Source organism: Micromonospora saelicesensis, from assembly GCF_900091575.1.
Taxonomy (GTDB): Bacteria; Actinomycetota; Actinomycetes; order Mycobacteriales; family Micromonosporaceae; genus Micromonospora; species Micromonospora saelicesensis.
On sequence record NZ_FMCR01000006.1, the window covers coordinates 349,981 to 369,959 of the forward strand.

Annotated in this window: 15 protein-coding genes and 2 tRNA genes; 6 read left to right on the forward strand and 11 right to left on the reverse strand. The window is 70.7% G+C overall.

Annotation, left to right across the window (positions count from 1 at the left end; translation table 11 throughout):
- The first annotated feature begins 49 nt into the window (after window positions 1–49).
- Window positions 50–3,823 carry a S8 family serine peptidase gene (locus tag GA0070561_RS25615; protein ID WP_091406128.1) on the forward strand — a complete coding sequence of 1,258 codons (3,774 nt, stop codon included), beginning with the start codon at window positions 50–52 and terminating at the stop codon, window positions 3,821–3,823.
- Between the two features lie 117 nt (window positions 3,824–3,940).
- Here GA0070561_RS25615 and GA0070561_RS25620 read toward each other — a convergent pair.
- From GA0070561_RS25620 to GA0070561_RS25645, 6 genes are all read right to left on the reverse strand, one after another.
- Window positions 3,941–4,017, reverse strand: a tRNA-Met gene (locus tag GA0070561_RS25620).
- Window positions 4,018–4,142: 125 nt separating this feature from the next.
- Window positions 4,143–4,216, reverse strand: a tRNA-Met gene (locus GA0070561_RS25625).
- Window positions 4,217–4,300: 84 nt separating this feature from the next.
- Window positions 4,301–5,224 (reverse strand): hypothetical protein, encoded by a 924-nt coding sequence (locus tag GA0070561_RS25630; RefSeq protein ID WP_091406129.1) that lies wholly within the window; start codon window positions 5,222–5,224, stop codon window positions 4,301–4,303.
- On the reverse strand, window positions 5,214–5,723 hold the full coding sequence (locus tag GA0070561_RS25635; protein WP_091406131.1) for a SigE family RNA polymerase sigma factor: 510 nt from the start codon (window positions 5,721–5,723) through the stop codon (window positions 5,214–5,216). Before GA0070561_RS25635 ends, GA0070561_RS25630 begins: the two co-directional genes overlap by 11 nt.
- 192 nt (window positions 5,724–5,915) lie before the next feature.
- Window positions 5,916–8,900 (reverse strand): UPF0182 family membrane protein, encoded by a 2,985-nt coding sequence (locus tag GA0070561_RS25640; RefSeq protein ID WP_091406507.1) that lies wholly within the window; start codon window positions 8,898–8,900, stop codon window positions 5,916–5,918.
- Between the two features lie 96 nt (window positions 8,901–8,996).
- Window positions 8,997–10,010 carry a YlbL family protein gene (locus tag GA0070561_RS25645; RefSeq protein ID WP_181539400.1) on the reverse strand — a complete coding sequence of 338 codons (1,014 nt, stop codon included), beginning with the start codon at window positions 10,008–10,010 and terminating at the stop codon, window positions 8,997–8,999.
- Between the two features lie 115 nt (window positions 10,011–10,125).
- Between GA0070561_RS25645 and GA0070561_RS25650 the strand changes: the two genes are divergently transcribed.
- Window positions 10,126–11,469: a zinc-dependent metalloprotease gene (locus GA0070561_RS25650; protein ID WP_091406133.1), complete on the forward strand. Its 1,344-nt coding sequence runs from the start codon at window positions 10,126–10,128 to the stop codon at window positions 11,467–11,469.
- 82 nt (window positions 11,470–11,551) lie between these two features.
- On the opposite strand, the gene GA0070561_RS25655 is transcribed toward GA0070561_RS25650, so the two are convergent.
- On the reverse strand, window positions 11,552–12,160 hold the full coding sequence (locus tag GA0070561_RS25655) for a hypothetical protein (RefSeq protein ID WP_091406135.1): 609 nt from the start codon (window positions 12,158–12,160) through the stop codon (window positions 11,552–11,554).
- 178 nt (window positions 12,161–12,338) lie between these two features.
- Window positions 12,339–12,872, reverse strand: a complete 534-nt coding sequence (locus GA0070561_RS25660) for a M48 metallopeptidase family protein (RefSeq protein ID WP_091406137.1) — start codon at window positions 12,870–12,872, stop codon at window positions 12,339–12,341.
- Between the two features lie 512 nt (window positions 12,873–13,384).
- On the opposite strand from GA0070561_RS25660, the gene GA0070561_RS25665 reads away from it, so the two are divergent.
- From GA0070561_RS25665 to GA0070561_RS25675, 3 genes are all read left to right on the forward strand, one after another.
- Window positions 13,385–13,555 carry a DUF5679 domain-containing protein gene (locus GA0070561_RS25665; protein WP_167457767.1) on the forward strand — a complete coding sequence of 57 codons (171 nt, stop codon included), beginning with the start codon at window positions 13,385–13,387 and terminating at the stop codon, window positions 13,553–13,555.
- Window positions 13,556–13,777: 222 nt separating this feature from the next.
- Window positions 13,778–14,890: a TOMM precursor leader peptide-binding protein gene (locus tag GA0070561_RS25670; RefSeq protein ID WP_091406511.1), complete on the forward strand. Its 1,113-nt coding sequence runs from the start codon at window positions 13,778–13,780 to the stop codon at window positions 14,888–14,890.
- Entirely contained in the window at window positions 14,887–16,233 is a 1,347-nt protein-coding gene (locus GA0070561_RS25675) for an ABC1 kinase family protein (RefSeq protein ID WP_091406139.1), read from the forward strand. Before GA0070561_RS25670 ends, GA0070561_RS25675 begins: the two co-directional genes overlap by 4 nt.
- Before the next feature lie 361 nt (window positions 16,234–16,594).
- Here GA0070561_RS25675 and GA0070561_RS25685 read toward each other — a convergent pair whose 3' ends face one another.
- From GA0070561_RS25685 to GA0070561_RS25695, 3 genes are all read right to left on the reverse strand, one after another.
- The gene (locus GA0070561_RS25685) at window positions 16,595–16,960 is read right to left on the reverse strand and encodes a WhiB family transcriptional regulator (protein ID WP_030490434.1); all 366 of its coding nucleotides are present in this window, start codon (window positions 16,958–16,960) and stop codon (window positions 16,595–16,597) included.
- 130 nt (window positions 16,961–17,090) lie between these two features.
- The gene (locus tag GA0070561_RS25690) at window positions 17,091–17,306 is read right to left on the reverse strand and encodes a hypothetical protein (RefSeq protein WP_181518366.1); all 216 of its coding nucleotides are present in this window, start codon (window positions 17,304–17,306) and stop codon (window positions 17,091–17,093) included.
- Window positions 17,307–17,460: 154 nt separating this feature from the next.
- Window positions 17,461–19,626, reverse strand: coding sequence for an ATP-dependent DNA helicase UvrD2 (locus tag GA0070561_RS25695; protein ID WP_091406142.1), 2,166 nt, complete (start codon window positions 19,624–19,626; stop codon window positions 17,461–17,463).
- A gap of 92 nt (window positions 19,627–19,718) precedes the next feature.
- On the opposite strand from GA0070561_RS25695, the gene GA0070561_RS25700 reads away from it, so the two are divergent.
- Window positions 19,719–19,961: a mycoredoxin gene (locus GA0070561_RS25700; protein ID WP_030337579.1), complete on the forward strand. Its 243-nt coding sequence runs from the start codon at window positions 19,719–19,721 to the stop codon at window positions 19,959–19,961.
- Window positions 19,962–19,979: the final 18 nt, after the last annotated feature.

The window sequence follows — 19,979 nt, forward strand, 5'->3', positions numbered from 1 at the left end:
AAAGATGATGATCTTTACATGAATCTCTCGAGGTGATCGGATTCGCCTCATGCTCAACTCTGTAGACAGTGCGCGGATCTCTCGCACCCGAAGATCTGCGGCGGCAGCGGTCGGCGTCACCCTCGTCGCCGCTCTCCTCACCCCCACGGCGGCGCACGGCGCCCCACCGCCTCCACCGCCGCCGACAAGACCCGCTCCGAGCGACAACGCGGACCGCGCACCCGTCACGGTCACGCTGATCACCGGCGACCGGGTGACGGTGACCCCGGGCGTCCACGGCGCAAGCCCCTCGGTGGATGTCACGCGCGCCCCGGGTGCCACCGGCTCCGTACGCGTCTCCACGGAGGACCGGGACACCTACGTGTACCCGGACGAGGCGTTGCCGTACCTCGCCACCGGTCGACTCGACAAGCAACTGTTCGACGTCACCCAGCTCATCGCCCAGGGCTACGACGACGCTCGGACCGCCGAACTCCCCCTGATCGTCACCCGCACGACGGGTGCGGCGAAGCTCAGGGCCGGCAGCACGCTGCCGGGCGCGCAGACCACGCTGGAGCTTCCCTCCGTCCGTGGCGAGGCGATCCGCACCCGCCGATCGCAGGCCGCGGACTTCTGGTCGGCCCTCACCGATGGACAGTCGCCGACCGGCCGCAGCGCTGCCACCCCGGCACCCTCCTTCGCTGCCGGCGTCGACAAGGTGTGGCTCGACGGCAAGGCGAAGGCCACCCTGGCCGACACCACCGCCCAGATCGGCGCGCCCGCGGCGTGGGCCGCGGGTGGCACCGGCAGCGGTGTCCGGGTCGCCGTCCTGGACAGCGGGGTGGACACCACCCACCCGGATCTCGCCGACCAGGTGGTGGCCTCCCGGAGCTTCATCCCCGGCCAGGACGTGATCGACCGGAACGGGCACGGCACCCACACCGCCTCCACCGTCGCCGGGACGGGCGCCGCCTCCGGCGGCAAGGAACGGGGCGTGGCCCCCGACGCCGACCTGGTGATCGGCAAGGTCCTCGACGAGTACGGCAGCGGGTCCATCTCGGGGATCATCGCGGGCATGGAGTGGGCGGCGCGGGCCGAGCACGCCAAAGTGATCAACATGAGTCTCGGTGTGAGCGCGTGGCACACCCAGGACGACCCGCTGAGCCAGGCCGTCAACCAGCTGACCGCCGAGACGGGTGCGCTCTTCGTCGTGGCCGCCGGCAACAGCGGACCGGACCCGTACACCCTCGGTGCGCCGGGCACCGCGGACGCCGCGCTGACCATCGGCGCGGTGGACACCTCCGACCACCTGGCGGAGTTCTCCAGCGTCGGACCCCGGATGAACGACGAGGCCCTCAAGCCGGACATGACCGCTCCCGGGGTGGACGTGCTGGCGGCACGCTCGCAGCACATCCCCTGGGGTGAGGGCTACTACTACGCCGACAGTGGCACCTCGATGGCAGCGCCGCACGTCGCCGGGGCGGCCGCCCTGCTGGTGCAGAAGCACCCGACCTGGAGCGCGCGGCAGATCAAGGACGCGCTGATGAGCACCAGCGTCCGCACGTCCGACTACGACGCCTACCAGGCCGGCAGCGGTCGGTTGAACGTCGCCGCCGCCTACCACCAGGATCAGGTCGTCGCGTCCGGGTCGGTGGACGTCGGACTCGTCGGCTGGGGCAGCACGCCACAGCCGATCAAGCGGACGATCACCTACACCAACACCACGGACAGCCCGATCGCGTTGGAGCTCTCCGTCGACCACGGCACCGCCCCCGCGCAGACGTTCACGGCAACCGCCAACCGCGTCACGGTGCCCGCCCGGGCCAGCGCGACTGTCGACGTCGTGGTGGCCCCGGCCGGCCTTCCCTCCGGCAGGTATTCCGCCCAGGTCACGGCCCGCTTCGCCGCCGGCGAGGTGCACACGGCCGTCGGGATCGCCGTCGAGTCCAGGAAGTACGACCTCACCATCCACCTGAAGGACCGCGCCGGCCGGCCCATGAGCGGCGAGGTCGAGGTCGTCAACGCCGAGACCGGCTCCGCCTTCATGTGGGTGCCGGACGGAAAGCTCACCGCCCGCCTGGCACCCGGCTCGTACACCGTCGTCACGGCGGCGGACGTGGAGGGTCTGCACGGGCCCCGCTCCCTCGGGCTCGCGATGCTGACCGCTCCCGAGGTCGACCTGACCACCAACCGGGTCGTGGAACTCGACGCCGCGCGGGCCCGCCAGGTGAAGGTGGCGACACCCCAGCCGACCGCCGTCGTCAACAGCAGAATCGACGTCTACCGCTCCTTCACCTCGAGCGAACCGACACCCGCCGACTGGAGCGCCCTCCGCGAGACGTTCTGGCCGGGCGCCGCCTACGACAGCCTGTGGGCCCTGCCGACCAGGGACAAGGTGCGCAAGGGCAGCTTCGTCTTCACCACCCGGATCCGCGCCGAGCAGACGCCGCTGGCGATCAGCTACCAGGGCCGGCACCTCAGCGACCCGCTCGCGCAGCCCGGTTCCCCACCGCTGCCCGACGGCACCTCGCGCCTGGACGCCGTCTTCGCGGGCGTCGGCGGCACCGCCGACTACGCCGGCGTCCCCGCCCACGGCAGGGCCGTGGTCGTCCGCGCCGACGACTCGGTGACCCCCACGGACCAGGCAGCGGCGGCGCACACCGCCGGGGCGGCGATGCTCGTCGTGGTCAACGACCGCGCGGGCCGCAGGAGCGACTGGTACGGCAACCCCGACGCCGTGACGACCGGACCGGTCCCGGTGGCCTCGGTGACCATGGACGAGGGCGAGGCATTGATCCAGAAGATCACCGCCGCGGGCCGCAACCCGGTACGACTGGTCGTGGTCGCCCACCCCAGGGCGAAGTACCTGTACGACCTGGTGGACTACCACAGTGGCGGGGTGCCGAAGAACCCGTCCGCCAAGACCGACCCGCGCAACCTCGCCCGGATCGATCTCACCTTCTCCCCGCCCCCGGGGAAGCAGTCCAGTGAGACCCGGATGGACTTCCCGCCGTACGAGTACGCGGCGGCACGGCCCTTCCCGTTCGAGCCGGTCGAGCCGGGGCCGCGCACCGACTGGGTCTCGGCGGGTGGCGGCATCAAGTGGATGCAGTACGCCGACGTCGCCGACTGGGCGCGGTCCAACACGGAGGCCATCGCGTACCGGCCGGGCAGCGTCCAGAAGGACCGCTGGTTCGGGCCCATCACCCGGCCACGGCTGCTCAGCACCGAGATCCCGTTCCGTGGTGAGACCGCCATGAGCGCCTACATCCAGGGGTTCGGCGACGCGGGCGCCGCCCACAGTGGCGGGGCCAGCATGTCGCAGATCGCCACGTTCTATCAGGGCGACAAGCAGCTGACCCAGTTCGACGGCTGGCCGGAGGTCGGCGCGGGTGACCTGTCGCCGGAGAAGCTGCCGTACCGACTGGTCGTCGAGACCACTGGCAAGCCCGAGTTCAGCCCGTACTCGACCGCCACGCACACCGAGTGGAGTTTCGTCTCCGGCGGCAGCAGTGAGGTGCAGGCAATCCCGCTTGTCCAGCTGGACTACGGAACGGATGTGGACTTCGCGGGTCGGACGAAGCGCCGAACCGACTTCGCGATCACGCCAGTGGTGGTGGGCAGCGCCGCAGCTCGGGACGCCGTGTCGTCGCTCCAACTGGAGATCTCCTACGACGACGGGGTGAGCTGGCAGCGGCAGGACCTGCGGGAGAAGAAGGGCACCTGGCAGGCATCGTTGAACGCGCCGCACCGGGCCGACTTCGTGTCGATCCGGGTCACCGCCAAGCAGCGCAACGGTAGCGGCGTCACCCAGACCGTCACCCGGGCCTTCGGCCTGCGGTAGAACCCGCCGGGGGTCGGCGCCGACGAGGTGCCGGCCCCTGCGGGGGCCCTCAGTGCGCAGCGGCACCAAACAAGTCCGGCCCCCACACTGTGGGGGCCGGACTCATATCACTTTCAGTGGTAGCGGGGACAGGATTTGAACCTGCGACCTCTGGGTTATGAGCCCAGCGAGCTACCGAGCTGCTCCACCCCGCGTCGACTGGTTAAGACTAACCCACCCCGTTCCGGCGATGATCAGCGGGGGTCACCAACCCTGCGGCCCGCCATCCCGGAAAGTCGAAAGCCCGCCTCCGGTGAACCGGAGACGGGCTTCGAACTTGTAGCGGGGACAGGATTTGAACCTGCGACCTCTGGGTTATGAGCCCAGCGAGCTACCGAGCTGCTCCACCCCGCGTCGGCTCGCTAACCGTAGCGCACCACCCCCGGGCCCCGCAAAACGACATCCGAATCCGCCGGACCGCGGTCCGGCACGTGCCGGTCAGCCAAGCCACCTCCGGATGGCGGCGACCGCGCGGCGACCGTCCGCGTCGACCTGCGCCCGCTGGCTGGAGGTGCCCTCCCAGCCCTGCTCCCAGAGGATGGTCACCACGTCGCCGACCCGGATCGCCCGGATCAGGCGAACCTCGTCCGCACCGGTCGGCGTGCCGTTGACGTCCTGACCCGCGTTGCGCATCTCGAACAGCACCGACTCGTCGCCGAACCCGCTGTCGGAAAGCAGCCGCTGCCTGCTCCGCACGGAACTGCCGCTGCTCGACCCGTTCTGCTCGGGGCAGTCCCGCACCGCCTGCCGCAACTCCTTCAGCACGTCGTCGGCGCGCCCGGCCCGGTAGATCGTGATGGAGTGCGTGTAGCTGCCGTCCGGGACGTACCCCTTGGGGGTCTGCGGCAGCTTGTAGATCAGGAGCCGAGTTCGGCGCTGCACGATCGCCTCACCCCCGATGTCTGCGCCGCACAGGTTCGGCAGTACGGCCTCGTCCCGGAACTCCGGCGCGATGCCCACCTGGTTGGTCGGCGCGAGCGCGAAGAACGCCCGATCCGGGATGCTGGTCGGCGTCCTGGAGGGCTGCGTGCCGGTGGCACCCGGAGACGTCGTACCCGGAGAGCGGCCGGGCGTGGTCGGCGGGACGGACGGCGATGGCGAACCGCCAGTCGCGCTGGGAGACGGCGACGTCGACGGCGTCGGCATGCCGGCCGGCGCGGGTACCGACGCCGGCGGCGTGGTGACCACCTGGGCGCCGATCACCACGCCCACCACCACCAGCCCCACGGCGAGGGTGCTCCCGGCCGCACGGAACCGGGCCCGACGGTCCGCCTGGTGCCGGAGCACGTCCGGAAGGCCCAGATCGCGAGCGTCAGCGTCGGCGGCAAGGGACCCATACAGCTCGGACAGTTCACGCGACATCGGTGGCCTCCAATTCCACGACAGCCAGATCGGGCAGCAACGCGGCGAGTCGGGCCCGCCCGCGGGAAAGCCACGACTTCACAGTGCCAACGGGTACGCCGATTTCATCGGCGATCTCCTCGACCGGCATGTCGAACAGGTAGTGCAGCGCCAACGCCCGCCGGTGGGTCGCCGGCACCTGACGCAGGGCCTGGACCAGCAGCACGCTGTCCTCGTTGGGCGGAGACACCGACTGCGGAGGCCCGGCCAACCGCAACGCGCCCCGCAGACCGCGCAGCCGCCGCCAACGGTCGGTCGCCAACCGGGACACCACCAGCCGCAGCCACGCCTCCGGCGCCGGATGCGCCGACAACCTCCCCCACTGCCGCCAGGCCCGGGCGTACGCCTCCTGCACCAGGTCCTGCGCCTCGTTGTAGTCGCCGACGACCGCATAGCCGTACCGCATCATCCGCCGCGTCGTACTGCGGTAGAAGTCATCGAAGCTTTGCCCGTCCCTCACAACTGCTCCCCCTCATCCACCCCGTTGCAATTGAGGACGGTGGACCGGTGCCGCAGGTTGCGGCCCAGCTGCCCCTGTCAGCGAGGTGACAGCGGGGGCACAGCCCCGGACGCGGCGGAGCCCCCGTCGTTCGGACCGGTGCGGTCCGAACGACGGGGGCTCCGAGACGTACTCCCGGCGGTGGCGGGCGGGTCAGCCGCCGGCGCTCGGGCTGGCACCCGGCACACCAGCGGCCTGCTGCGCCTGCTGGAACGCGGTGAGCGCCTCGTCGAGGGCCTTCAGCGCACGCCCGTACCGCTCGAAGTCGCCCGACGTCTGCGCGGCCCGGACCTCGGTGATCGCGGTCTGCACCCGGTCCGCGGCGGCAGCCAGGTCACCTGTCGGCGGTGGCGTGCCGGCGCTCGGGGTCGGCGTTGGCGCCGCCGTCCCCGAAGGCGTCGGAGTCGGCGTCGGAGTCGTCGGGTTGCCCCCGGTCGTCGGCGGCGGCGACGTGCCCTGCCCGGCCTTCTTACCCTGCTCGACCAACTGCTTGATGCCGTCGTTGATGTTGTCGGCGAGCGCCACGAAGGAGCCGCCGTCACCGTACGAGAGCAGCACCTTCTGCAACAGCGGGTACGCGTCCTGCTGGTTGCTCTTCACGTAGACCGGCTCGACGTAGAGCATCCCGTCGGCGAAGGGCAACGAGAGCAGGTTGCCGTACTGCACCTGCGCCTGGTTGCTGGAGAGCAGGTTGAGCTGCTGACGGATGTTCGCGTTGTTGGTCATCTGCTGGTGCACCTGCACCGGGCCGGAGATCCGGGTCTGATCCGGCAACTCCAGCACCTCCAGTCGGGGCTTCCCCTCGACGTACGACCCGGAGATCAGCGCGGCGAGGTTCTGCCGGCCGTTCGGGGTGACCGCCGAGGTGAGCTGGAACCGGGGGCTCTCCTGCCCCGGGAACTGGGTGAAGAGGTAGTACGGAGGCTGCTTCTGACCGCTGTCCGGGGCGTCCGGCACGTTGGGCACCTGCCAGAAGTCCTGTGCGGAGTAGAAGTCACCCGGGTTGGTCACGTGGAACTTGGTGAGCAGGTTGCGCTGCACCTTGAACATGTCCGCCGGGTAGCGCAGGTGCTCGGTCAGCTCGACCGGGATCTCCGCCTTCGGCAGCACCAGGTCACCGCCGAACGCCTTGTTCCACGCCTTGAGCACCGGGTCGGTGTCGTCGTACTCGTAGAGCTTCACAGTGCCGTCGTACGCGTCGACGGTGGCCTTCACCGAGTTGCGCATGTAGTTGACGTCTTCCCGGGCCAGCTGGAAGGTGCCCCGGTTGGTCAACTCGTCGGTGGTCTCGGTCTGCAGGTTGACCTTCTCCGCGTACGGGTAGGAGGCCGCCGTGGTGTAGCCGTCCACGATCCACTGCACCCGACCGTCGACCACCGCCGGGTACGGGTCGCCGTCCAGGGTGAGGAACGGCGCGACCTTCTCCACCCGGTCGCGCGGGTTGCGCACGTAGAGCAGCTTGGAGTCCTTGTTGACCGCCTCGGAGAGCAGGAAGTTCGACTCCTGCTCCTTGATGGCGTACAGCAGTCGTCGGGTGAAGGAGCCGATCTCCACGCCGCCCTCACCGGTGTAGGTGTAGGACTCGCCGCCGCCCTCACCGACCGGCCGGTCGAACTCGGCCTTCTTGTTCGGGTCGGACTGCCCGACGATGGCGTAGTCGTCGTCCGCCATCCGCTCGCCGTAGTAGATGCGCGGCTGCTTGGCCGGGATCTGCTCGGTCTGTGAGGAGCACGCCTCCTGGGTCTTCTCGCCGAGGAAGCCGGAGACGAAGAACGGCTGCCCGCCGCAGACCACCTGGTTGGCCGGGGCGGCCACCAGCCCGTACCCGTGGGTGTAGACGGTGTGCCGGTTGATCCAGGTGTTCTGCTGGTCGGTCAGCTCGCCGTAGTTGATCTCCCGGACGCCGACCACGTAGTCGGAGACCTTGCCGTTCACCCCGTACCGGTCGATGTCCAGCTTCGGACCGAAGTCGTAGAAGCCACGCACCTGCTGGAGCTGGGTGTACGTCTCGCTGACCAACTGCGGGTCGAGCAGTCGCACGTTCGACACCACCGAGGTGTCGGTGGCCAGGTTCGCTGGTGGGGTGAGGTTGTTCGCCGCGTACGGGGTCGTCTCGGTGGCCCCCAACCCGAACGCCGCCCGCGTCGCGTCGATGCTGCGCTGGATGTACGGCGCTTCCTTGTCCTTGGCGCTCGGCTTGACCTCGAAGGTCTGCACCGCCCAGGGGTAGATGCCGCCGATGGCCACCGCGGACACGCCGAGCAGCGCCAGCGAGATCCCCGGCCAGACCAGGTTCCGCATCCAGGCGTTGGAGAAGACGAGGATCGCGATCGCCACCACGATCGAGATGTAGGCGAGGATCTCCTTCGCCGGCAGCAAGGCGTTGACGTCGGCGTAGCCGGCACCGTACAACTTGGCGCCCTCGTTGTACTCCAGCAGCATGGCCCGCCGGTCCAACACGTACGCGATCGCCTTCAACAGCACGAAGACCGCGACCAGGGTGCTCAGGTGCGCGCGGGCCGCGTTGCTCATCCGGTCGCCGACGCCCTGAAGGCGGACCCCGCCAAAGAGGTAGTGCACCGCCAGCGCGCCGATCACGGCCAGCACCACAGCGGTGAAGGCGACCCCGAGCAGGTAACGCCAGAACGGCAGTTGGAAGACGTAGAAGCCGATGTCGACCCCGAACTCCGGGTCCTTGATGCCGAAGTCACCGCCGTTGCGGAAGAGCAGCCACTGGTTCCACCGGTTCTGCGCGGAGAGACCGGCGAAGAGCCCGACCACCGCGGCGGTCAGCGAGATCCAGGTGCCGAGACGCGGGCTGAGCACCATCCGGTAGCGCTCCAGGGTCGCCTGCTCCACCGAGTGCGGACGCAGTCGCGGGCGCAACCGGTAGGCCAACCACAGGTTGCCACCGACGATCACCGCCATGCCGAGGCCGATGGCGAGGAAGAGCACCAGCCGGGTGAGCAGGACGCCGGTGAAGACCTCGGTGTAGCGGACCTCGTCGAACCAGAGCCAGTCGGTCCACGCCTGAACACCCCAGCCGAGCAGGGTGAAGAGCACGAACACCCCGACCAGGACCGCGATGGTGACGCGCCCGCGCCGGCTCATCCTCGGGAGGGGGCTGCTGCTACGCATGACCACTGTCTGCTCCGCACGCTCGATATGATCGGCTCCGACCAGGCACCCAGAGTACGGGGTGTTCCTGAGCGTGTCGGGGCACGGTCACACCGGTCAGCAACGCGTCGGCTGACCACCCGCGCGCAACGTCTCCAGAGCGGTCATCGCCTCGTCCAACGAGCCCACCCGCAACAGCGGCAGATCGGGCTGCGGATTGCGGACCGCCTCGGCGCAGTTGTCCGCCGGCACCAGGAAGACCTTCGCCCCGGCGTGCTTGGCGCCGACCAGTTTCTGGGCGATCCCGCCGATCGGGCCGACGGTGCCCTCGTCGTCGATGGTGCCGGTGCCGGCGATGATCTGGCCGCCGGTGAGGTCGGCCGGGGTCAACTTGTCCACGATCCCCAGGGCGAACATCAGACCGGCGCTCGGCCCACCGATGTCCCCCAGGTCGATGCCGAGCGTGAACGGGTGTGGCTGCTGCTGATCGATCTCGACACCGATCCGCGGTCGGCCGTCCTGCTCCTGACTGGTCACCGTCGCGGTGGCCGGCACGCCGTCACGGGTGTAGCCGATGGTCAACGCCGTGCCCGCCGGCTTGGCCCGGACCAGCTCGGTGACCTTCGCGGCCACCGGCACCGGCTGGCCGTCGACCGAGGTGATCACATCGCCGGCCTTCAGCGCCCCGGCCGCCGGGCCGTCCCCGGCCACCGTCTTGATCACCACCTGCACCGGAAAGCCCAGCTCCCGCAGCGCGGCGGTCTCCGCGCTGGTCTGCGACGCCTTGAAGTCCTCGGCGTTGCGCTGCTCGACCTGCTCCGTCGACTCCCCCGGCGGGTAGACCAGCTCACGCGGCACCACCGCCTCGTCGTCGGAGAACCAGCCCGCGATGGCCCCCCGCAACCGCACTGTGGGTTGCACACCCACCGTGGTCAGCCGCAACTGCCCGGCCGAGGTCGAGGTCTCCCGACCGGAGACCTGGATGACCTCCTTACCGTCGGACGTACCGAGGGTGTTGACCGTCGGCCCTGGGCCCAGCACCACGTACGGAATCGGCACCCGGAGCACCCCGATGCTCAGCAGGGCGGTGAACAGGGCACCGAGCAGGACCGTCAGGCCACGACGTCTCATGCCGCAGAGCGTACCGACCGGCTGCGGGTGACCCGCCGGATGCGCCGCGCGACTTCGCCCTCAGCGCAACGCCAGCGGCGGCTACCTGGGGCGCGGTCCGCGTACCGTAGATGTCGTGCCTGATATTCCGTTCGGTTTCGCGCTCCCGGGTGGGCAGCCACCAGACCCCAACGATCCCGCGCAGATGCAGCAGTTCATGTCGCAGTTGCAGCACCTGCTCTCCGCGCCGGGCAGCGGGCCGGTCAACTGGGACCTGGCCCGGCAGGTAGCAGCCAGCCAGCTCGCGGCCGCCGGTGACCCGGCGGTGTCGATGTACGAACGCAACGCGGTCGAGGAGGCGCTGCGCCTCGCCGACCTGTGGTTGGAGCCCGCCTCGGCGTGGCCCTCCGGCATCCAGAACCCCGTTGCGTGGAACCGCAACGAGTGGATCTTCAAGACGCTCGACGTGTGGCGCAAGCTGTGTGACCCCGTGGCCAGCCGGATGGTCGGTGCGATGGGCGACCTGGTGCCACCGGAGGCGCGCGCCCAGCTCGGCCCGATGCAGTCGATGGTGGCCTCCCTCGGTGGCGCGCTCTTCGGCGGTCAGCTGGGCCAGGCCCTCGGTTCGCTCGCCGCGGAGGTGCTCTCCGCCGGCGACATCGGGCTGCCGCTCGGCCCGGCCGGCACGGCCGCGCTGATCCCGGCCAACATCCGGGCGTACGGCGAGGGCCTGGAGCTGCCCGAGGACGAGGTCCGCCTCTACGTGGCGCTGCGCGAGGCCGCCCACCAGCGGCTGTTCCAACACGTCCCGTGGCTGCGTGGGCACGTGCTCAGCGCGGTCGAGATGTACGCCTCGGGCATCCGGGTCAACCGGGAGGCGATCGAGGAGGCGATGGGCCGGGTCGACCCGACCGACCCCGAGTCGATGCAGGCGATCGCCCTGGAGGGCATCTTCACGCCGGAGGACACCCCGGCGCAGAAGGCCTCACTCGCCCGCCTGGAGACCGCACTCGCCCTGGTCGAGGGCTGGGTGTGCCACGTCGTCGACAGCGCCGCCAGCGACCGGCTGCCCAACGTCGTCCGGCTGGGCGAGGCGTTCCGCCGTCGCCGGGCCGCCGGCGGTCCCGCCGAGCAGACCTTCGCCGCGCTGGTCGGTCTGGAACTGCGCCCCCGCCGACTGCGCGAGGCCGCGGCGCTCTGGGCCGCGCTCACCCAGCACCGTGGCATCGAGGGCCGCGACGCCGTCTGGGGCCACCCCGACCTGCTCCCGTCGGACGACGACTTCGCCGACCCGGTCGCCTTCGCGATGAACGACATGGACCTCAGCGAGCTGGACAGCTTCGACTTCTCCGCCCCCGGCGGGGTGGAGGAGAAGGCACCCGGCCAGTCGGATCAGCCGGGTCAGCCCGGTCCGTCGGGGCAGTCGGGGCAGCCCGGTCCGTCCGACGAGACCGACGGCGAGGGCGACACCAAGTCCTGACGCCCGCACATCGACGGCCTGCGCTGCGGGTGCCCGCAGATCGACAGCGGGCACCCGCGGCGCGTTCGGCGGTGCCGACGGTTCAGGTGGGTCGGCCCGACCCGGAGAGCAGGGCGCGGGTCGCTTCCCAACCCTCGAAGGCCGGGTCCAGCGTGGCCAGGTCAGCCGGGCCGCGCAGTCGTCGCCAACCGGTGGTGACCGCCACGTCACCCGGGCGCGGGGCGTTGGCGCGTGCCTCAGCAGGCGTCGCCGTGTCCAGCTCCAGCGTCGGCAGCCAGTCCGGCGCGGGCAGTCGTACCGCGACCCCGAGCAGACCCGGCCCGCCGCCCTCGACCGGGGCCACCGCGACCGGCCGACTGGTGAGTGGGCGGAGCAGCTTGCCGACGGTCAGGGCGGGCAGGTCAGGCACGTCACTGACCAGCACGGCCGCTTGGTCGTACCCCTCCAGCGCGGCGAACACGGCGTTCGGCGTCGGCTCGGCCACCTCGTACACCGCCGTACCGGGCCACACCAACGCATCGGCCAGGGCCCGGTCGGCCGGGGTCACCGCGACCGCGACCTCCACCTCGTTGAGCGTGGCGAAGAGGTCGATGACATCTTCCGCGAGCGCCGCTCGCCACTGCGCCAGGTCGACACCGGGCGGCGACCAGTGCACCGGCCCGAGCAACGCCACCACCACCCGTCGCGCCATCCCCCGACCCTAGCGCCCCACCCCACACAGCCATCCCACCCGGCCCACCCTGGCGCGGCTCGACGGCATGATCAACCTGGCTTCATTGAAGTCGCGCTGTCCCGGCAGCCCGGATAGCGCGGCATTCAGGAAGGCGAGTGGATCTAGGCCGATCACGCGCGTGGCGCGGGGGTGTGGATCAGGTGGGGAGCGGCGCGCAGGAGGAGGCGGCGGCGACCCCTTCGAGGTAGCCGCGGGCGCGTTCCGCCTTGGGGTAGCGGCCGACCAACGCCCAGAACCGGGCGTTGTGACTGGGCACGATGAGGTGCGCCAGCTCATGCAGCAACACGTAGTCGATCACCCATTCGGGCATCTCCTGGACGCGGTGCGAGATTCGAATGCTGCGGTCCGCCGGCGTGCAGGAGCCCCACCGGCCGTTCTGGTTGGTGACCCATCGGACGCTGGCCGGAACCGCCTTCGTGGCGTACCCGGCGAGGTAGAGGTCGATGAGCCGATTGGCACGGGCCAGCAGCTCGTCGTCGGACCGGGCGAGGCGCCCCTCCCGGGCGGCGAGCCGGGCGAGCATCCGGTCGACCCACTCGCTCTCCTCAGCACGGGAGAACTGGTCGGGGATGAGGACGACCACTCGCTCACCGTCACGGTACGCGGACACCGTGCGTCGTCGACGCTGACTGCGCCGCACCTCGACGACCGGCTTGCGCGTCCCCGCCATCACTGGCCCGCGCAGCCTCGACTACGTGTCACGAAGGAAAGCTAATGCCCACTGACCAGGGGTCCGCAAGAGTCAACCGCACGACACGCGCCCAGAAAATGGTGATTGGTCGCCAGCCGTCCCGAAAATTTCTTGACCGCAGCGGCATCGCGCCATCTCGTCACCCTTGGTGAACGCCGATGGCGCCGGTGCGCGGCACGTCTCCACGGTAGGTGATCACGCCCCGGATGTCGCTGCGGGGGCACTCGCACGGGTGGCTGACAGGGTTTGGTCGGCGTGTCCCCGCCAAACTGACTTATCCGACCTATTTCGCCATGCACACTCTCGACGTCGACTTCCTCACAGTGTCGATGCACAGCTGACATGGAACTGCCCAGACCTGGGTAGGGTCCGCGGACCAGCGGTCACGAAGGTGGCCGCGGAGTGAGACCCAGCGCCGGCGCCCCGTGTGGCCCGCCGCCGGGCACCCCGCCGGAACGGCATTGACCGGCGGACGAGACGAGGAGGGCACCGTGGCCGACCAGGCCCAGACGACCTACAACGGTTACTGCGTGAAGTGCAAGGAGAAGCGGGACTTCGAGGGGCACGTCGAGGTCTCGAAGACCGGAATGAACATGGCCAAGGGCAAGTGTCCGGTATGCGGTACAACAGTGAACCGCATCCTGGGCAAGGCCAAGGTCTGACCCGAACGGGTGAACGGGGGTGGGGTGGCCGGGTGGCCACCCCACCCCCGTTGCCGAATCGGGAGTGCGTGCCACTGCGGTGGTAGCCCTGTCGGGTGACTGACAACAGGCGCGAGGGGCTGTGGATAACCCGTCAAATCCTGTGGATAGCGCTGGACAGCGGCCTGACCGCCTGTGGACAACGATCGACTGAACGCGAAGATGCGGTCACGATTCGTGACCATGAGCCGTACCGCACTGCCCCGCCCCACCCTGCTGCCCGGCCTCAACCGGCTCTGGCGGGACCGGCACACCCTCCAACTCGGCGTCGGCCCGGGGCCGGCCGCCCTACTGGAGTTGGCCAACCCCCGCGCCGCTCGCCTGCTCGACCTGCTCGACGGCACCCGCAGCGAGCGGACCGTGCTGACCCAGGCGGCGTCCGCCCAGGTCAGCGCCGACGACGCGCGCACCCTGCTCGACACCCTGCGGGCCGCCGGCCTGTTGGTGCCCGCGCACAGCCTGCTCCCCCGCGACCTGACCGGCCCGGTCCGCGCCCGGCTCGCGGCGGAGGCCGGCGCGCTGGCCCTGGCCGCCGCCCGACTGCCCGGCACCCCCGCGCAGGTCCTTCGTCGGCGACGGGCGGCCCGCGTCCTGCTCACCGGCGCCGGGGCGCTCGGCGGGCCGCTGACGGTGGCGTTGGCCCAGTCCGGCGTGGGGCAGGTGATTCCCCAGCTCACCGGCCCGGTACGCCCCGTCGACCTGATCGGCACGGGCATCCCCGCCACCGAACTGGGTCGGCCGCTGGCGCCGGCGGTGCGGGCCGCGGTCAACCGCGCCGCACCGGGCACCGGCACCCGCCCGAGCCGCGCCGGGCGGATCGACCTGGTGATCCAACTCGGCATGGACCGCCCTCCGGCGCTGCTCGCCGCCGGTCTCGCCCAGCGCCGGCAGCCGCACCTGCTGATCACGCTGCGCGAGGGCGTACCGGTGATCGGGCCGTTGGTCCGCCCACCCGCCGGGCCCTGCCTGCACTGCGTCGAGCTGCACCGGGCCGACCGCGACCCGGACTGGCCCCGGCTCGCCGCGCAACTCGCCGCCGCCGACCCGGTGGCCGCCGCAACGACCGGCACGCTGCTCGTCGCCTGCGGGTACGCCCTGGCCGAGGCGCTGACGCAGCTGGACGGCGGCCAGCCGGAGACGCTGGGCAGTGCCATGGAGATCACCGGTGCCGGCCGTTTCCGTCGTCGGGGTTGGCCGCCACACCCGGCGTGTGGGTGCTCGCGAGGCCGAGTGTCCGCACCAGCCCGGCCGCAGAGCAGCAACGGGGCCCTCCGGTCGGTAACAATGACCGTGTGACCGACATCCCGCGCCGCGCCGTGTCCCGCACCGCCAAGCTCGCCGCCCTGCCGCTCGGCTTCGCCGGCCGGACCGTTCTCGGGATGGGAAAGCGCGTCACCGGGCTGGCCTCCGACGTGATCTCCGCGGAGATTCAGCAGCGCACCGCCGAGCAGCTGTTCAGCGTGTTGGGCCAGCTCAAGGGCGGGGCGATGAAGTTCGGCCAGGCGCTGTCGGTCTTCGAGGCGGCACTGCCGGAGGAGATCGCCGCCCCCTACCGGCAGGCGCTGACGAAGCTGCAGGAGGCGGCGCCACCGCTGCCGGCCGCCAGCGTGCACAAGGTGCTGGCCGAGCAGCTCGGCCCCGACTGGCGGGACCTGTTCGTCGAGTTCAACGACGTCCCGGCCGCCGCCGCCAGCATCGGCCAGGTGCACCGGGCGCGCTGGCGCGAGCCCGGCTTCGACGCGTCGGGTGCACCGCACAGCCGGGACGTGGCGGTCAAGATCCAGTATCCGGGGGCTGGCGACGCCCTGCTCGCCGACCTCAAGCAGTTGTCCCGCCTGGGCGGGATGTTCCGGGCCATCCAGCCCGGCCTGGACGTCAAGCCACTCCTGGCCGAGCTGCGCGAACGGATCACCGAGGAGTTGGACTACGAGTTGGAGGCCGAGTCGCAGCGCACCTTCGCCGCCGCGTACGCCGACGACCCGGAGATCTTCATCCCGGAAGTGGTCGACGCCTCGCCCCGGGTGCTGGTCACCGAGTGGGTGACGGGCACCCCGCTGGCCGACATCATCCGCGAGGGCACCGAGGAGGAGCGGGACGAGGCGGGCCGCTTGATGGCCACCCTGCACCTCTCCGCACCGCAGCGGGCTGGGCTGCTGCACGCCGACCCGCACCCGGGAAACTTCCGGCTGCTGCCCGACGGTCGGCTCGGGGTGATCGACTTCGGTGCGGTGGCCCGGATGCCGGAGGGCACCCCGGAGCCGATCGGTCGTATCGCCGCGATGGCCCTGCGCGGCGACGCCGACGAGGTCGTGGCGGGACTGCGGTCGGAGGGGTTCATCGGCTCGGCCGAGGAGATCGACGCCGAGGGGGTGCTCGACTTCATCCGTCCCATGTTGGAGCCCATCGCGGCGGACGGCTTCCGGTTCACCCGGGCCTGGCTACGGGCCGAGGCGGGGCGACTGGCCAGCCCCCGCTCCCCCACGTACCAGCTGAGCAAGCGGCTCAACCTGCCACCGTCGTACCTGCTGATCCACCGGGTGACGCTCGGGTCGATCGGGGTGCTCTGCCAGTTGGAGGCGAAAGCCCCCTACCGGAGCATCCTGGAGCGCTGGCTGCCCGGCTTCGCCCCGGTCGCCTGATCACGTCGAGACCCGGGGGCCTGACCGAGGCCCGGGCGGCTGAACCCGTCGAGGCCCGGGCGGCTGAACACATGGGGAAGGGCGGGTGCCGGTCGGCACCCGCCCTTCTGCGTGGGGGTGGTACTAGAGAACGCCCAGGTCGCGAGCCGCCTGGTTGCGGCTGGTCATGGCGACGGTACGGGCGGATCGGGCTGCCTCAGTGCTCGTGGTGGTACGACCGGCCTGAGGCCGGCGCATTCGAGCCCTGGTCAACGCTTCGTGGAGTAGTTGCATCTCGAAGGCTCCACTCGGAACGTTCAACATCGTTTTCTCACTCACTGCCGGTGTCCCACCGGCGTAGTTGGAACGGGTCGGGAACATGTCAGGCTGCCAGCCGGACCGCGCCACGCACCTCGGACAGCCCACTGGCCGCCAGGCGCGCCTCGGCCTCGACCCGAAGCTCGGCGTCACGGGCGACGTCCTCCTTACGCGGACGGCCACGGGGCCGCTTACGCGGGACAACCGCGCCACGCTCGAAGATCTCGCCGCCCCAGACGCCCCACGGCTCCGCTCGCTCAACGGCTCCGGCCAGGCACTCGACACGCAGCGGGCAGTCCCCGCAGAGTGACTTGGCCAGCTCGAGCTCGGTGGGCGAGTCGGAGAACCACAGGTCGGGGTCGAACTTCCGGCAGGGCAGGTTCGCCTCCATCTCGACGCTCATGTCGAGGGGGGCCAACGCCAGACTCATCTCCCGGTCACCTCTCTCTCACTTCGATCTCGTGGATCGCATTCCGACGTACTTACGGCGGGCAAAAAACTGAGGCCGCGGATCCCGGTAAGCGGGTTCCGCGGCCTCGAGGTGAGCCGGAGTCTGATGGTCAGACCGGTTTACCTCGAGGTGGAACGCCGCGGACATCCATGCGCTTCTTGGCGACCTGGATGCCATTGCCCGTGAAGCCACTGGTCCCCTCGACTCCAGCGGGCGCGACGGTCAGGATCAGCTCGGCCTGAACCTGGTGCACCTGTGGAACCGACGGTCGTGCAGCCGCAAGGGCCACCCGGACAGCCGACAGCGGAGCGCAGACAGACGGCATCGCCGCCAGACGCTCATAGGTGAAGATCTTCACGGGTGCCACCTCCCTCACGTTCCTCGAATCGACTGGACCGACCTCGTGAGCAGCCGGAATGGCGCCGCTCGCGTGGTGTGTTCTGAGGCTATTCCTCGCGCCGGGGCGAGGGCAAACGAATTTACGACGAGATTTCGAAAGTTTTCTCCGGGCAGACATCGTCCACCCCGGCACCGGCCACGAGGGCCAGCACCGACTCCCCGTAGAGACCCAGCTTGCGAGGGCCGATGCCGGCGATGGCGATCAACTCCTCCGACCGGCCCGGTCGCCGCTCGGCCAACGCGACAAGCGTCGCGTCGGTGAAGACAACGTAGGCCGGGACCTTCTGCGCACCGGCCACCCGCTGCCGCCACTCGCGCAGCCGTTCGTGCAGCTCATCGTCTATGTCGGACGGGCAGGTGGGGCAGCGGCCGAGCTTGCGGTCCGGGCCGGCGAGCAGGGTGGCGCCGCAGATCCGGCAGGAGACGATCTGGGTTCGCCGTCGCTCGGGACTGCGGGCCGGACCGGCGCCACCGGTCGCCCGTTCGGTGCCGCCTGAGCGGTCCAGTTGGGGCAGGAACCGCGACGGCCGCCGGGCCCGTCCGCCCGGCGAGCGCGCGCTGGCGTACGACAGCCACAGCCACTCCCGGGCGCGGGTGATCCCGACGTAGAGCAGCCGGCGCTCCTCCTCGACCTGTTCGACGGTCTTGGCGTACGTGGTGGGCAGGGTGCCCTCGGCGAGGCCGACCAGGAAGACCGCGTCCCACTCCAACCCCTTGGCCGAGTGCAGGGACGCCAGCGTCACGCCATCCACCGTCGGCACGTGCTGCTGGGCGGCCCGGCGCGCCAACTCCTCGGTGAAGTCGGTGAGGGTGACCGGGCGCTCCACCGAGGCGGCCTCGCCGATCGGCACGACCTCGGGGGTGGCCGCGTACTCCTCGGCGAGCTGGACCAGCGCGGACAGCGCCTCCCATCGCTCGCGGGCCGCGCCGCCGGCCGGGGGCGCGTCCGGGGCCCAGCCGACGGCCGTGAGCGCCTCGACGACGGCGGCCGGCAGCGGTGTCTCGCCCGGGATCGAGCGGGTGGCGGCACGCAGCGCGACCATCGCCTGGCGCACCTCGGTCCGTTCGAAGAACCGCTCCGCGCCCTGCACGACGTACGGCACCGCGGCCTCGGTGAGCGCCTTCTCGTACGCCTCGGACTGCGCGTTGACGCGGAACAGCACGGCGATCTCCTTCGCCGGCGTACCCGCGTCGATCAGTGACCGGCAGCGCGCGGCCACCGCGTTCGCCTCGGCCGGCTCGTCGGTGAAGATCCGCAGGTCCGGCTCGGGGCCGGGTGGGCGTTGCCCGCTCAGCTCCAGCCGCAGGCGCGCCTCGGTGCCCCGGGCCTGGGAGATCACCGCGTTGGCCAGCCCGACCACCTGCGGGGTGGAGCGGTAGTCGCGGACCAGCCGCACCACTGTGGCATTGCGGTGCCGGCGGGGAAAGTCGACCAGGTACGCCGAGGTCGCCCCGGTGAACGAGTAGATCGTCTGGCTGGCGTCGCCGACCACGGTCAGGTCGTTGCGGCCGGCCAGCCAGGCGTCCAGCAACCGCTGCTGGAGTGGGTTGACGTCCTGGTACTCGTCGACCACGAAGTGCCGGTACTGGCTACGGATCTGCTCGCCGACGTCCGGGTGCTCCTCGATGCCCCACACCGCGGCCCGCAGCATGTCCTCGAAGTCGATCACGCCATTCGACCGTTTGAGCTGCTCGTACGCGGTGAACACGTCGGCGACCTTCGTCGGCTCGTGCGGTGTGTCGCGCAGTGCCCGGGCTGCGGCCACCACGTAGTCCGTCGGCTCGACCAGCGACGACTTCGCCCACTCGATCTCGCCGGCCAGGTCCCGGGCGGCTGCCCGGTCGGTACGCAGGCCGACCCGGGCGGCGGCGAGGGTGACCAGTCGTACCTTGCTGTCCAGTAGTTCGGGCATGGCGCGGCCGGCCAGCAGCCGGGGCGCGAAATACCGCACCTGGCGCAGCGCGGCGGCGTGGAAGGTCCGCGCCTGGACACCGTGCGCCCCGAGCAGAGTGAGACGGTGTCGCATCTCGGCGGCCGCGCGGGCGGTGAAGGTGACAGCGAGCACGTGCCGGGGGGAGATCTCGCCGGAGAGCGCCCGGTGGGCGATTCGGGAGGTGATCGCCCGGGTCTTGCCGGTGCCGGCGCCGGCCAGGATGCAGACCGGGCCGGCAGGTGCGGTCACGGCGGAGCGTTGCTCCGGGTCCAGCCCGGCGAGCACCTGTTCCGACCCTGAGTGAACCACCACAACCAGGAATCATCTCAGCTCCTCCCAGCGTTGCAGCGAACAGCCTCGGCTTGATCCGCAAGCCGCGGCCGGAGGAGTTGGAGGATCCGAGGATGCTGACGATGTATTCCACCCCCTGGTGCGGCTACTGCCACCGCCTGAAGTCGCAGCTCGACCGGGAGGGCATCGGGTACGAGGTGGTCGACATCGAGCAGGACCCGAAGGCCGCGGAGTTCGTGATGAGCGTCAACGGCGGCAACCAGACGGTGCCGACGCTGCGCTTCGCCGACGGCAGTGCCCTGACGAATCCCTCGATCACCCAGGTGAAGCAGCACCTGGAGACGCTCAACGCCTGATCTACCGGTTCATTCTCG

What these genes read in the sequence shown, in the direction of transcription:
- GA0070561_RS25685 (WP_030490434.1), bottom strand. Translation starts at nt 16,960, where the DNA reads ATGAGTCTGGCGTTGGCCCCCCTCGACATGAGCGTCGAGATGGAGGCG.
- GA0070561_RS25655 (WP_091406135.1), bottom strand. Translation starts at nt 12,160, where the DNA reads ATGGCGCGACGGGTGGTGGTGGCGTTGCTCGGGCCGGTGCACTGGTCG.
- GA0070561_RS25615 (WP_091406128.1), top strand. Translation starts at nt 50, where the DNA reads ATGCTCAACTCTGTAGACAGTGCGCGGATCTCTCGCACCCGAAGATCT.
- GA0070561_RS25690 (WP_181518366.1), bottom strand. Translation starts at nt 17,306, where the DNA reads ATGCCGTCTGTCTGCGCTCCGCTGTCGGCTGTCCGGGTGGCCCTTGCG.
- GA0070561_RS25670 (WP_091406511.1), top strand. Translation starts at nt 13,778, where the DNA reads ATGAGCCGTACCGCACTGCCCCGCCCCACCCTGCTGCCCGGCCTCAAC.
- GA0070561_RS25660 (WP_091406137.1), bottom strand. Translation starts at nt 12,872, where the DNA reads ATGGCGGGGACGCGCAAGCCGGTCGTCGAGGTGCGGCGCAGTCAGCGT.
- GA0070561_RS25645 (WP_181539400.1), bottom strand. Translation starts at nt 10,010, where the DNA reads ATGAGACGTCGTGGCCTGACGGTCCTGCTCGGTGCCCTGTTCACCGCC.
- GA0070561_RS25700 (WP_030337579.1), top strand. Translation starts at nt 19,719, where the DNA reads ATGCTGACGATGTATTCCACCCCCTGGTGCGGCTACTGCCACCGCCTG.
- GA0070561_RS25640 (WP_091406507.1), bottom strand. Translation starts at nt 8,900, where the DNA reads ATGCGTAGCAGCAGCCCCCTCCCGAGGATGAGCCGGCGCGGGCGCGTC.
- GA0070561_RS25630 (WP_091406129.1), bottom strand. Translation starts at nt 5,224, where the DNA reads ATGTCGCGTGAACTGTCCGAGCTGTATGGGTCCCTTGCCGCCGACGCT.